Below are 14,100 nucleotides of genomic sequence, written 5' to 3'. Positions count from 1 at the left end.
TGGTTCCGTTACGCTTGGTTCTGTGACACTTGGCTCTGTCGTGCTTGGTTCCGTTGTGCTTGGCTCTGTCGTGCTTGGCTCCGTTACGCTTGGTTCGGTAACACTTGGCTCGGTCGTACTTGGTTCCGTTACGCTTGGCTCTGTCGTACTTGGTTCCGTTGTGCTTGGCTCTGTCGTACTTGGCTCCGTTACGCTTGGTTCGGTGACACTTGGCTCTGTCGTGCTTGGTTCCATCGTACTTGGCTCGGTGGTGCTTGGCTCTGTGACACTTGGCTCGGTAACACTTGGCTCGGTCGTACTTGATGTTTCTTTTTTAGTATTGGTAATAATGATGGTACCATCCTCATTGGTTACCGCACTTTCAAAGTCATCTGGAACATTGACTTCTTCGACAGTGTAAAAGAAATCTTCCCCTTGGTTATTGTACTTTGGTAATACTACATTTTGGCCTTCAACTGGGACTTTTGTGCGTGTTCCTTGATAGCCCTCGCCTTTATTCAAGGTTAAACTATCTGACATTTGCCAACTTTCAGCACTAACGGTGGTTGTTCTTTTGACTTGGTATTCGATCTGATCAGGAATCTCAGCATCTGGAACATTGACCCACTTCTTCATAATTTTCAATTCTACGACAGGTGCCTTGATGGATGGAATAGGAAAATCTAAATATTCACCATCACTTCCTGTTGTTAATGTCGTGCGTCCATTACACAAGACCCATGTTTCTCCTTGAAACTCAGCGGATTCTGTATTTATTCGAACCTGATAAGTTAGGGTAAGTTTTTCATTTTCACCTAACGCGATGTTGCTGATAGAGATGGTTTGATTAGCTTCCGTTACTTGAACTGCTGCAACAATTTCAGGAGCTTGGATCCATGCTCCTTGATCATTTTTGCGCCACCCGACCAATTGATAATGGCTATTATCAAACGTACCGGCTCCTTGTAAAAGGATTCCTTCCCCCATAGGGTCTGTGATCGTTCCATTGGGAATCGTTTTATCAATGTGATTCGCAATTTCTTTCAATGCTGAACCAAGACCGCTAAGGTTTTCGTCCGTCGTCAAATAATTAGCCGGTGCAGTAGCAAGATTACGGGCAATGTATTCGCCCCTTGCCGAAGGTGCCGTTGCCACTGAATAAACCGTAAAGTTCGATTCCTTGATGTCAACGATCGTTCCTAATGTTTCATCAGTTACCACTTGACTGCTGACTGGAACTGCTAAACTATCTGTTGAAGTCTTACTTGTTGTATGGTATTGAGGATTAGCTGTTTGGAAAGCTTTGGTATAGCTGCTAGTATGATAGCCATTATAATCATCGATCTTTCCTGTATTGGGATACACAGTTGCATTTTCAGCAGGTAAATAGCTGCGATTGGCACTATCATCGCCAATATGGATAAACATCTTTTCAGCTTCAGGTCGACTTTGTTCAAGGAGCAGACGTTGTCCCTCCATCAAGCCTTTTTGCATAAATGTTCCTGAGTGTGATTCCGCCGTATGCTGTAAAAAATTTTGCAGATAATCAATGTCTGTGGAGAAGCCATTCGTAGAATAAGTTGTTCGGTTATAGGCAACAATTCCGATACGAATAGAGCCGTTTGACAGGGAATCTCCTAATTCCTCACCAAATTGTTGCAGCCCTTTTAAGGCGTTGGTTAATTTCTCTCCTTTCATAGAGGAAGAGTAATCAATCACAAGGACAAGATCAACTGGATTATCTACTTGATTCCCTTTCACATCTAAAGTAACGTCAAAGAGACCTTGCTGCCCGGCTACCTCTTTGACACTCTTCTTTACATAAGCTTCATCATGATAGTTCACATAGTTTTCACTATCAAAATCGACACCTGGTGCATTGCCGTAGTCATAATTATAGGTATCCCCTTGTTCGACACCATCAGTAATATATTGTCCAGATTGATTGGCTTGATAATCAAAATCATAAGTAGCAGCACTTGCCTGTATACCAATAAAAATGACCATTGATCCAATAATCATTAGTAAAAAAGCAATTGTTTTACCTGATCTTTTTTTGTTGACTTGCATTTCTTACACTCCTTTATTTCATGTCCGCTCATTTAATGGGAGAATCATCGTTTAACTGTGAACGAAATTTGCCAATCCAAATTGTAGTTTGTTTCGGCTAACAAAAGAGGTAAAAAAATGCAAATTTCAAACACAAAAAAATATCCTTTTTTGTGCTATGATAAAAGAAAATTGATACAAAACATTACTAGATTGGAGGCAAATCGATGGAACGATTCCATACATTTTTTGGGAGTGGCCTCAAAAAAGACGTTGAGTTACTGCGCTTTTTGTATTTGCAAAAACGCTTTGTCCCTATAGAAGAAATCAGTCAAACATTAGGTCTCGATCGTCGTTCTGTTCAAAAGAGCTTTGACTCATTGACCAAACAGCTGGCAAACAATCAAGCAGAAAAAAACGAGATTCTAATTGCCAAACACGGATCCGGGTATAAATTCAGCGGCACCAAAACAGACTATAAACGATTGACGAGTCAGCTTTTAGCATCCAATCCTTTTTTTCAACTACTTAAAACCCTGCTGCTGCAAAATGAAATCAATTTGATCCAATTTGCTGCTAACAATTTTTTCTCTGAATCGACTGTTCGTAAAAGAATTTATGAATTAGAAAACGCATTGACTCCTATTGGCTTTTCTTTGCGAAAACAAAAAGGCATGGTTCGATTAATTGGCGACGAAGCACGTATCAGATATTTTATGGTCGCCTTCTTTTGGCGGACATTCTCTGGGTTGCATTGGCCGTTCAAGGGACTCTCACAAAAAAAATGTGAAACGATCGCTCAAGACTTCTATCAAAATAACCAGATTCCTTTCAATAAAATCGAATTAAGAATGACGACGTATATTCTAGCCGTCACTATTTTACGTTTTCGCAAAGGGCAGTCGATCCCAACGGATTCATTGGAGATAGCACCTTTTCTCGCAGATGAAGACTTGCAATTGTTTCAACAACTGACTGATCAGAATACGCCCATATTCAATCACTTAGCAGAAGAATTATCCGAACACTTCTTTCTACCAGAAAACGAACGCCGTTTTTGTTTTCTTTGGCTGCAATCCAATCTTGACCGTACATTTAAGGAATCTCAGCTAGAGACTTATTTTTCGTCGAATGAGGCGGAGAAACCCCCTACTGCCATTCAAGAAGTGATTGCTTCAATGGCATCACATCATGAGAGAAAAACATTCCCATCCTCTCAGAAAAATCTGATGTTGAACACCATTTTAAATGGCATTCTCTCCATTGCGCTTTTTGGAAAAACCGATCATACGTTGGCAGGCTATGACACCGTCCAATTTCTCGCAGAACATTTCCCAGAATTGCGGATGCAGTCAGAAAAACTTTTAGAACAGACAAGCTTATATCATGATGAACCACTCAATCGCAAAGGACTTGCATTGCATGTCGCAACGGCTTGGACACAAGTGATATCACCCGCTGCGTTTCAGAAACAAATCAGAATCAAACTCGAAACGGATTTACCTTTAGCCGTTTCACTGACAATAAAAAAACTGATCAAAATGCCTTTCCAAGGCTTTTATAATATTGATATTCGCGAACACTTTGACCAAGAGGCATATGATCTTTGCTTAAGTACCACACCGTTGACTGAAACTTTTGAAAAAGTCCCTGTATTACTGATCAATGCCCAGATCACACTACCTGATTTGTTGGCGATCCATCAAGCCCTCGAGGAGCTGACCCAGCAAAATCGTCCGCACCATTGAAACTTAAGCATGCAGTTAGTCATTGAGAAAAATAGGATATCCTGCTCCCCCCTTCTTGCTACCGCATTCGTTAGTTCCAGTTGGTGATTGTTACAGGAAGAGGATAACCTCTTATCTGATGCTGACAAACAATCGTATAAGCAATCTGTCACTATTCCAAATTGGCTGACAGATTGTTTTTTTTACTAGTATTCGGATGGTCTTGATAGATAATATACAGTCAAAGTATTTATTTCACTACAATTTCTTTTCAAGCAGTGCTTCTCTGAATAGCTTCACACCTTCGAAAAATCGGCTCTCAACCTGCTTTCATTCTCATAAATACTTTTCTGATTAATCTTTTGAAGAATCAGCCGATTCTTATTATTAGTGACACTTAGCAGCAAAGAAAGAATAAGGAGGTTGATACTAAGAAATGTTTCTATAATTGAAAGTTGATTGTTGAGTTAGTTGGTTTGGCCATTTGTTGACTGCTTCAATGTCTTGGATAGAGCCAGTCAATGAAAAGGCAAAATGATAACGCACATTTTTTGCCTGAATCAACAGATGATTGCCACTCCTCCCAACTATTCAAACCTGATGAAATTCAGTAACGCGCTACCCTCGTTTTTATTATTTCTATATGTAAGGAGAACAGATGAGTGTCCAGAATCGATGATTATTTAAAACAACAAATGCAGCAATCCACAAAGCAAACCGTGGAAAAAGATATTTTTTTAGGCCACTCCCCTAACGAAATCATCTACTTCATCACAATCCATGAATTATTAAGATCCCCTGATCAGTTATGTCATAAACTAAAAGACCAAATTTCGGAGAGGGACGCAAAGGTCGTGATCAATGGAAATATCTACGATCATGCCCTTATCAAAGTGCTAAAAGCGGTCATCGAACTGAAGGCGGATTATTCAGTCATCGTCCGCGATGGCTTTAGAGAATATAACAAAAATCTTCGCAGTAGTGAACAAGTTGGTTTGCTCGTTGTCAAGTCAGCTAAATAAAAAACTGCTGCCTCTCAAAAACAGAGGTAGCAGTTTTTTCGTCTTTCCATCAAACGATAACTACGATTGATTGCTCGTTGCTTCATTTATTATTTCAAAGATTGCTTTCTTTCCGATTATGTTGACGATAAAAGCTGAAAAAAATGATTGCATATAACACCGCTGTAAAACCAGTGACGGCAATCGAATTTGTGATCAAAATCCCCAGAAACAGCAAGACGAGAGAAACAATCGCCAAACTTAAATAACCTTTACGAAAAAGATTCTTTTGCTTAATGGCTAAGACAAAAGCGGCCAGACTGATCAATAGCCAGATCAAAAGAACAGTGTAGGAAAGAGATCCAGCTAAATAGCCAAACAATTTGTCTCCTAAAAAATAGGAAAGCACAACACCTAAGTATAACGTTCCACTACAAAACATGATTGCTCGTTGCGGGACACTATTTTTATTTAAAGCAATAAATTTATGCTTAGCATTGCCATTGTTGCTCAGTCGGAAATACAGGATTCGCGAAGACGCATAGATTCCTGAATTGATCGAAGAAAATAAAGCCAGAATGATTACCAAATTCACGATGTCCGACGCGAAAGGCAAATGGATCTTTTGAAAGACCATCACGAATGGACTCACATTCGGATCCGCTAACTGATTCCACGGGTAGATGATCAGTAATAGAAACAGCGGAATAATATAAAAAGCTGTGATACGTGTCATGACCCCTCTGATCGCTTTAGGAATCGCTTTTTTTGGATTTTCTGCTTCACTGATCGTGATTGCCACCAATTCTGAGCCACCATAGGAATAAATAACTACTAGCAATGAGTTGATAAATCCTTGAATCCCATGAGGGGCAAAACCACCATGGTCAGTGATTTGACTAAAGGTCGGCAAGAAGCCAATGTCAAGTAGTTGTGTGCCGACTAAATAGATGCCAATAATGATCAACGCAATCACTACACTGATTTTTGCCCAAGAGAGCCAGTATTCTGTTTCTGCAAACAAACGTACAGAGAAAAGATTAATGGCTGTTGTTAAAAGGGCCAAAATCAAAACAAAGACCCACGCCGGAATATTGGGAAACCAAAGCTGCAAAAAGCTGGCAGCTGCTACCGCTTCGGCAATGATATTGATCATCCACATCGACCAGTAAAGCCAATCGATAAAATCAGCCGTATGCACCCCCAGATAAGGTTGGACCAACCCAGAAAGACCATGTTGCTTTTGATCTTCTAGAACCAGCTTTCCAAGTCCTGTCATCACCATAAATAAAATAAGACCACAAAAAATAAAGGCGAGTAATACCGAAGGACCGGCCAAGTCGATCGCTTCTCCGCTTCCTTTGAAGAGGCCAGCACCAATTGCTCCGCCAAGAGCCAACATAGTAATGTGGCGAGTTTTCATTTGTCTTTTTAATTGATTTTCTTCGTTCATAAGATCCTCCTTGTTTCTCCGATAGGCATAAATGAAATCAATCAAAAAAATCATCATTTCTTATAACTGGTTTCAAAAAAATAACGGAGCTAAGCTCCTTGCCCAGATCATACACAGTTAAATAACCTATTGCAACTAAAAATTGAAAAAATAATCTATTTTTTCTGAAAATTCTACCATATTTTAATCTTTTTCAGTTCCTTCAAAGAAACGTTCTTATTCTATCAAAAGGGTGACAATCCGTTAACAAACAAAACACGTTTTTCCACTTCAATAAAAGCAGAAAAACGTGTTTCAACGGCTGGAAAGTAGCTGGCTTTTTGGCCAAATTAGCCAAAGCAGCTTTACAGCGTTTCAATCAAATCCAGTGGATGTTCAATGAAAAAGTCCGGCCTAACGGCTAATAAGGCTTCTTTCGTATGGCTTCCCCAAGCAACAGCAACAGTGCCTACACCGGCTGCCTGCCCCATCTCGATATCAAAGGTCGCATCACCAATCATCCTCACCTCATCTTTTTGCAACCCATGATTTTTCAAAATTATGGTTATCCCTTCAGGATGCGGCTTATAATGCGTCACTTTATCCGATCCGATCGTCTCTGCAAAAAAAGCAGCAATGCCTAATCCCTTCAGATTTCGATTCAATATATCGGTTTTCTTACTGGAAACCACAAAACATTTGATGCCTTGCTCTTTAAGAATTGCCAGTAATTCAGGGATGCCATCGAACACCTTAAGCGACTTTTCTTCAAAAAATTGATAATGGCTTCGAAAAATAGTGAGAAGTTCCATTAATTTCTCTTCGGATAACTGCCTGTTCGCCATCTCTAGAAATGATTTTTCAATAGGAATTCCCATATAGTATTCGATCGTTTTCTCATCAGGAATCATTAGACCTATGTCACTAAATGCTTTTTGCGTCGCCAATATCCCACATTCTCTAGAGTCACCTAGTGTCCCATCAAAGTCAAAAATCAATCCCTTAGTTCTCATTCCATCCTCCCCCTTCATGATCAAAAAGTTTTATTCATCGTATCCTATTCTTTAATAGAAAACAATCATTGATTTTTTCCTCGTTAGAAGCTATTGATCACAAGCAGATCCTAGCGCTACGTATCGCTCATATCTTTTAAAAAAAGAGGAATGGACTCTTTTTCAAAAAAACAAAAATAACTGTTGACCTTAGAACGACTCTAACCTTTATGCTAAGGGTGTAAAGAATATGGAGGGAAAAAAATGAAACATTGGCATAATTTAGAAATCGACGCAGTACAATCAGAAACCAGTAGCGAACTTATCACTTCGGAAACGCGTACAAGTTATCAGGAAAAGTATGGAAAAAACTTACTTACTGAATCAGAAAAAACACCAGAATGGAAAAAATTCTTTTCTTATTTCCATGATGCTCTGATGTATGTCTTGATCGGTGCTGCTGTTTTGAAATTTATTACAGGTAGTTTTGTTGAAGGAGCAATCGTTTTATTAGTCGTTATCCTCAATGCCATGATTGGTTATTATCAAGAACGAAAAGCTGACGAATCGCTATCAAGCATCACAAAGCTTCTCAGTTCAAAAGCAACTATCGAATCGATAGAGGGAAGACTGTCTATTGATGCAGAAGAGCTAGTTCCTGGCGACCGTGTCTATTTGGCACCAGGTGATATTATCCCTGCTGATCTGCGAATCGAATCAGTCAATGAATTGAAGATCGATGAGTCGATTTTGACAGGGGAGCCTGATGCAGTCGTGAAGACCGTCACTCGCTTAGATGAGCAGACAGCTTTAGCCGATCGAACCAATATGGCTTACTCTGGAACGCAAGTCCAATCAGGTACAGGGAAAGGCATCGTCGTCGCAATTGGTTCCGAGACTGAGATTGGCAAAATCAACCAATCTCTTTCATCGATCGAAGTCAAAGAAACGCCTTTATTGAAAAAGGTCAATGAAATGAATCATTCAATCTTTAAAGGTATTGGACTATTCATTCTTTTACTTGGACTGATCAGTTATTTTGTTTACGGGATGAGCATGATGTATATCGTCTCTGCGATCATTGCGCTGATCGTTTCCTCTATCCCAGAAGGATTGCCATCAATCTTGACGATTATTCTATCTTCTGGGGTAAAAAATATGTCTCAGCAAAATGCGATCGTGAAAGGATTGCCTACGGTAGAAACCCTTGGATCAATGACAGTGATTTGTTCGGATAAGACTGGTACTTTAACAAAAAACGACATGACGTTAACTACTTTGTTTACAAACAATCAGGTAACTGATGTGTTGAAGACAAACCAGGAAGATTACCCGGAGAATGAACTGCTCGCAGAGATCATGCAAAATTGTCAAGAAACGCAAAGCTTTGAGGATGTTCATTGTCCAGTTACAGGAAATGCCACAGAGTTAGCCTTGTTAAAGTGGACGAATCGGATCGGTGCCCAACGAATAGAAAGTGTAGAGACGTTGCCCTTTGATTCAAAATACAAATATATGGCTACAAGTCATAGAATAAATGGCAAGAAACGTATTTTTGTCAAAGGCGCACCGGATGTCATTATGACCAAAGTTTCCGCAGCTCATATCGATGGAACTAAGCAAAAATTTGATCGCCTGCAGTGGGAACAGGTCAACTCATCTTTTGCTTCTGAAGGTCAGCGAGTGATCGCTTTTGCCTACAAAGATGTAGCAAACGATACCCTATTAACCCATGACGAAATAAATGATCTAGTTATGACCGGATTAGCAGGTATTATTGATCCGCCGAAAGAATCCGCGATCGAGGCTGTCGCAGACTGTAAAAAAGCGGGTGTCAGAGTAGTAATGATTACCGGAGACCACCCTACAACAGCCAAAGCGATCGCCCAGAAACTAGGAATCAATCATGCTGATCGAGCAATTACTGGTACTGAATTGGATCGTTTGTCAGCAGAAGAATGGCAAACCGTTGTGAAAAACACCAATATTTTTGCCCGGACTACACCAGAACACAAACTTCAAATCGTGACTTTCCTGCAAGAACAAGGTGAGATCGTAGGAATGACGGGCGATGGCGTAAATGATGCACCCGCACTTAGAAAAGCCGATGTCGGCATTGCTATGGGGATCAAAGGGAGCGACGTAAGCAAACAAGCGGCAGACATGATTCTGATCGATGATAATTTTGCGACGATTGCCAAAGCTATTAGAGAAGGTCGCAGAATTTTTGACAATCTAAAAAAGACGATCCTCTTCTATTTACCAACTTGTTTGGCACAAGGTCTATTGCTGATCGTCTCCATGCTGGGAAACATGCCTTTGCCATTGACCACCGTTCAAATTCTCTGGCTTAATCTTGTCGCATCCATCACACTTTCTTATGCGCTAGGCTTTGAACCCGCGCACAAAATGATCATGAACCGTGCACCTCGAGACATGAATGAGAAAATCATTTCCAAATATACGTTGTTTCGAATCCTATACGTGGGTATCCTATTGACCTTTTTTGGCTTCCTTACCATGAATTTATTTAGTGATGAAGCGACAAGACAGACCGTCCTCATCAATGCGATCGTTTTTGGTCAAGCATTTTACATGCTCAATTGTCGTGAGATCACTAGCTTTGCCTTCAGTAATAAAATCAAGCAAAATAAAGCCCTGATCTATTCGTTGTCAGTGATGGCTCTATTACAATTAGCGATGGTTTATTTCCCGCCGCTGCAGAGAATCGTCCAAACAACTTCATTAAGCTTGAACAATATGCTGATAAGCATTCTTCCTGCTTTACTACTATTTCTATTAGTAGAGTCGGAAAAGCACATTACACGTGTGATTCTGAATGAAAGTTTTTCTGAACAGTTCAATTCATTCGAATAATAAGCAATAGCAAACTTTCCTCAGATAAATGCGCCTTTTACTAGTCTTGATACTATTGAACGTATCACTAGTTCAATAGTATTTAGACATTTAGGGAAGAAACGACGATTACGTTCGAAGGATGAGTAAAAAGTGGGACTGTGCCATAAGTCATCATCCAACAAGCTAAACCGAATAATAGTCTGTTGCTAGGCTTGATTCCTCTGACTTTTGCGACGAGGAGTCCCTGCACCGCAGGAGCAATAATAATTAATGTTCGGATAGCGTTACTTGTAGGAGACTTATGGCACAGTCCCGTCTTCTTTATTTTGTTACAAACTTTTGTTGCAAAGCTTTTAATAAATATTTTTTCTGATCAGCTCACCGTTTTTCCACTGCATCTCAACGGTCTGATTCCCTTTGATTTTCAGCCCTTTGACAAAACCATCTTTCAATTCGGCTGGTAAGGACGGCAACCATTTAACATGTCCGTTGCGATCTTGGATAAACAGATTGGCGATCCCAGCAGCCACGCCAAAGTTACCGTCAATCTGGAATGGAGGATGTTTGCTCCAAAGATTACTATACGAAGCTTCTAAAATGGCATGCTGAATATGTTGATAGGCTTGCTGTGAATCTCCTAGGATAGCAAATAAATTGATTAACCAAGCATTACTCCATCCGGTATGTCCGCCACCATTTTTTAATCGCAGAGAAATTGACTTTCTCACTGCATTTAAAAGCTCCTCTGTTCTATAAAGTTCACCAGGGTATGCGCCATAAAGATGGGAAACGTGGCGATGTCCAGGTTCCACTTCTTCAAATTCTTCTTGCCATTCTAAAATTTGACCTTTTGACCCAATTTTTACAGTTGCTAAATAGGGTTGGATTCGCTTCATTCTATCCAACAAATCATCATGGATATTTAGTGATTCACAAGTTAACCGGAAGAAATCAAAATTTTCATTGATCAAGCAGATATCCATTGCAGTTGATAGCTGCAATGAACATTTGTTGCCAGCAGCATCGAAAAACAGGTTCTCTGGTGACGTCGAGGGACAGCTGTGATATATTCCGTCACTTTCTATTAATGTATTGACTAAGAACGTAACAGACTTTCGCAATACTGGATAGACCACCTCTTTCAGGTATGTCCTATCTCCCGTGTACTCATAGTGCCGGTATAAATCACTGGCTAGCCAAGCCCCGCCCATTTGCCACATCGCCCAAGAAGCATCTCCTCTACCAGTCTGAGATCGATAAGGAGTCCCCACTGGATTGGTTGTAAACCAGCGATCTGTATTATGATGACACACAGATCCTGCTACACCATAATGAAGGAAGGCGGTCTTTTCTCCTGCGCTAGAGAGTTGTTCAATAAAGTTACTATAAGGTACAAAGCATTCGTGTAAATTACAAGTATCCGCTAACCAGTAATTCATCTCTAAATTGATATTTGTTGTGAAATTACATGACCAAGGCGCTCGCAGCTGCCAACTCCAGATCCCTTGTAAATTACTCGGCAAACTCCCAGGACGAGAAGAACTGATCAATAAGTAGCGTCCATATTGAAAATATAAAGCGATTAGACCAGGATCTAACTGCCCTTCTTTTACCCTTGCAATACGTTCATTCAGCGGCAACTGGACTTGGTCGCCCAAATCCATCTCTACTCGATTGAACAGTTCTTGATAGTCTTTCCTGTGACGCTTTTTAGCTTCTACAAAGCTTGGAACTTTTCCTGCCCCTTTTCTTCTAAAAAGAAATGATACGTTTCGGGCATTTTCAATGATAAGTCGATCGTTGTTAAAAACAATATTTCCATCCGTTTGCTCAATGATTAATTCATAAATATGTGTTTCCCCGCGAGTCCCTTGTACAAAATCCCATTCATTGCTTATATAGTTTGGATTGACATGTTCCGGACATTGAACCTGTATTTCAACACAGCTTTCATTAGCATGGTAAACAACTTTTGAGTGTAACTGTGACTCATAAGCAATACTAATGGATTCAGCTTCCGGAGCAATAAATCTTCCCCACAAGGCTTGGTCAGGATAACTAGCAAAATACTCGCGCTGATAGACACCTCTCGTTCCTTGGTATGTTATTTCTACTTTACTTCTGCTTAAATCAAGACAACGGCGATACTGATCAATCGCTCCTTGTTGGTCTGGTTGTGTAATAATCAGATTTCCCAAAGGCAAGTAGCTCTCGGTGTAATTCCCTAAAAAAGACTCTTCCACTTGTTGCCCCGCTTCTAGATAACGGCCTTCCAAAATAGCTTGTTGGATTTCTGATAAATAATTCGCAGCTTCTGGTCGATTTTTGTCATATTCGTATCCCGACCAAAGTGATTCGTCATTCAAGCCAATTTTTTCAGGAAAACTTCCAAAGATCATTCCCCCTAGACTACCATTCCCAATAGGCAACGTTTCCTCCCATTCCTGCGCTGGGTTTGTAAAGAAAAAATTCATTTTGAGGACCTCCATCATAAAAAGTCCTATGGCTGTTCTTGAAAAAGTATTGTTCCTTGATTAATCAGTCATAGTCTTGTGATCTCTTTCGCTCAACCTAATTCTAGTCATATTCCAAGAAAGCGGCTTTGTGCAGATTGTAACGCTTCCTCCATCAATCACTACCCGCTCCTTCGAATCACAAGGGACAACTAACTCTTGATTTGGTCCATTAACTGCTTTTGTATCGTAATCAGCCATTTCAGTAGCCTCAATGACACACGCCAATCTCAAATCAGAGTCAACCGTGAATGTAATTTCTTCACAACTATGCTTGTTAACAGAGAAAATAACTAGTTCATCTTTTTCTTCGTTTAAAATAGCAATACTGTCAAGATAGGGTACATTCTTGATTTTGTTGGTATCATAAGTTACTATATCAACTGTTGTAGTTAATGCTTTGCCATGTCCATACAATGAAGCTTGTTGATACGGATAGAAGATGGTCTGCTTCCAAGCTGTCCCATTTTTCTCAGTCATAATCGGTGCGATCACGTTCACCAATTGCGCTAGACAAGCAATCTTCACTCGGTCAGAATTCTTTAATAATGTAATGAGCATGCTGCCAACAAGTAAAGCATCTTCAAAATTGTAGATGTCTTCCAAAATGTGAGGTGCTACCGTCCATGGCTTTTGCGCCGCGGTTTCTTCATTGGAATGGTACCAGACATTCCATTCATCAAAGGACAACATCATGGTCTTGTCACTTCGTTTTTTTGCTTTCATCGTGTCGCAAATGGCGATTACTGACTTGATAAAACGGTCCATATCTTCTGACTTGGCCAAAAATTCAGCAAGGTTGTCAGTTTTATTGTCATAATATTGATGCAGTGATAAGTAATCGACATATTCGTATGTGTGCTCAAGTACCGTTAATTCCCAATCCACGAATGTCGGGCGAGAGCTGTTGGAACTGCCGCACACCACTAGTTCAATTGAATCATCTACCCATTTCATCGCTTTGGCAGTTTCTTCTGCTAAACGACCATATTCTTCTGCTGTCTTATGCCCAATTTGCCAATCTCCATCCATCTCATTGCCTAAGCACCAGGTTTTAATTGCGAAGGGTTTTTCGTCTCCATTTTGCTTTCGAAGATCAGACCAATAGGTGCCTCCTTCAAAATTGCAATACTCAACTAGATGACGCGCTGCATCGATACCCCGCGTTCCCAAATTAACGGCCATATTCACTTCAGTATCGCATTCTTTAGCCCAACGCATATATTCATGTAAACCTACTTCATTCGTTTCAATACTTTGCCACGCTAAGTCGAGTCGTTTAGGTCGCTTTTCTCTTGGCCCAATGCCGTCCTCCCAACGATAGCCAGACAAAAAATTTCCTCCAGGATAGCGAACAATTGGTACTGCCAATTCTTTGACAAGTTTTAAAACATCTTGCCGAAAGCCATTTTCGTCACTCGTTTCATGATCTGGTTGATAAATACCTTCATAGACTGCTCTTCCCATGTGTTCAATAAATGAACCATAAATTCGGCGATCGATTCTCGAAATTTGTTGTGTTTGTGAAATACGTGCCCTAGCCTTCAC

Annotated in this window: 8 protein-coding genes; 3 read left to right on the top strand and 5 right to left on the bottom strand. The window is 40.3% G+C overall.

Going from position 1 to position 14,100, the window contains the following annotated elements; translation table 11 throughout:
* On the bottom strand, nucleotides 1–2,001 hold a 2,001-nt coding region (locus ACTFWY_RS14395), incomplete at its 3' end, for a VWA domain-containing protein (protein WP_439948505.1).
* 254 nt (nucleotides 2,002–2,255) lie between these two features.
* On the opposite strand from ACTFWY_RS14395, the gene ACTFWY_RS14390 reads away from it, so the two are divergent.
* Together ACTFWY_RS14390 and ACTFWY_RS14385 are read left to right on the top strand one after the other, a co-directional pair.
* Nucleotides 2,256–3,776 (top strand): helix-turn-helix domain-containing protein, encoded by a 1,521-nt coding sequence (locus ACTFWY_RS14390; protein ID WP_311828140.1) that lies wholly within the window; start codon nucleotides 2,256–2,258, stop codon nucleotides 3,774–3,776.
* Between the two features lie 641 nt (nucleotides 3,777–4,417).
* Nucleotides 4,418–4,777 carry a hypothetical protein gene (locus ACTFWY_RS14385; RefSeq protein WP_081131963.1) on the top strand — a complete coding sequence of 120 codons (360 nt, stop codon included), beginning with the start codon at nucleotides 4,418–4,420 and terminating at the stop codon, nucleotides 4,775–4,777.
* 94 nt (nucleotides 4,778–4,871) lie between these two features.
* On the opposite strand, the gene ACTFWY_RS14380 is transcribed toward ACTFWY_RS14385, so the two are convergent.
* Both ACTFWY_RS14380 and ACTFWY_RS14375 read right to left on the bottom strand, forming a co-directional pair.
* The gene (locus ACTFWY_RS14380; RefSeq protein ID WP_103300204.1) at nucleotides 4,872–6,209 is read right to left on the bottom strand and encodes an amino acid permease; all 1,338 of its coding nucleotides are present in this window, start codon (nucleotides 6,207–6,209) and stop codon (nucleotides 4,872–4,874) included.
* Nucleotides 6,210–6,553: 344 nt separating this feature from the next.
* Complete coding sequence (locus ACTFWY_RS14375) at nucleotides 6,554–7,201, bottom strand: HAD family hydrolase (protein ID WP_311828139.1); 648 nt, start codon at nucleotides 7,199–7,201, stop codon at nucleotides 6,554–6,556.
* A 243-nt stretch (nucleotides 7,202–7,444) separates the two neighbouring features.
* Between ACTFWY_RS14375 and ACTFWY_RS14370 the strand changes: the two genes are divergently transcribed.
* Entirely contained in the window at nucleotides 7,445–10,057 is a 2,613-nt protein-coding gene (locus ACTFWY_RS14370) for an HAD-IC family P-type ATPase (RefSeq protein WP_439926428.1), read from the top strand.
* A gap of 335 nt (nucleotides 10,058–10,392) precedes the next feature.
* On the opposite strand, the gene ACTFWY_RS14365 is transcribed toward ACTFWY_RS14370, so the two are convergent.
* A complete protein-coding gene (locus ACTFWY_RS14365; protein ID WP_219645130.1) occupies nucleotides 10,393–12,513 on the bottom strand; it encodes a glycoside hydrolase family 95 protein in 2,121 nt (706 codons plus the stop codon).
* A gap of 60 nt (nucleotides 12,514–12,573) precedes the next feature.
* Nucleotides 12,574–14,100 (bottom strand): arabinosylfuranosidase ArfA, encoded by a 1,527-nt coding sequence (gene arfA / locus ACTFWY_RS14360; protein WP_439926431.1) that lies wholly within the window; start codon nucleotides 14,098–14,100, stop codon nucleotides 12,574–12,576.

The organism is Enterococcus sp. 125944, assembly GCF_051909435.1.
Lineage (GTDB): Bacteria > Bacillota > Bacilli > Lactobacillales > Enterococcaceae > Enterococcus_D > Enterococcus_D gallinarum.
This window is presented reverse-complemented; position numbering and strand designations above follow the sequence as displayed.

Coding starts and splice junctions, on each gene's coding strand:
- ACTFWY_RS14370 (WP_439926428.1), top strand. CDS start 7,445: ATGAAACATTGGCATAATTTAGAAATCGACGCAGTACAATCAGAAACC.
- ACTFWY_RS14365 (WP_219645130.1), bottom strand. CDS start 12,513: ATGAATTTTTTCTTTACAAACCCAGCGCAGGAATGGGAGGAAACGTTG.
- ACTFWY_RS14390 (WP_311828140.1), top strand. CDS start 2,256: ATGGAACGATTCCATACATTTTTTGGGAGTGGCCTCAAAAAAGACGTT.
- ACTFWY_RS14380 (WP_103300204.1), bottom strand. CDS start 6,209: ATGAACGAAGAAAATCAATTAAAAAGACAAATGAAAACTCGCCACATT.
- ACTFWY_RS14375 (WP_311828139.1), bottom strand. CDS start 7,201: ATGAGAACTAAGGGATTGATTTTTGACTTTGATGGGACACTAGGTGAC.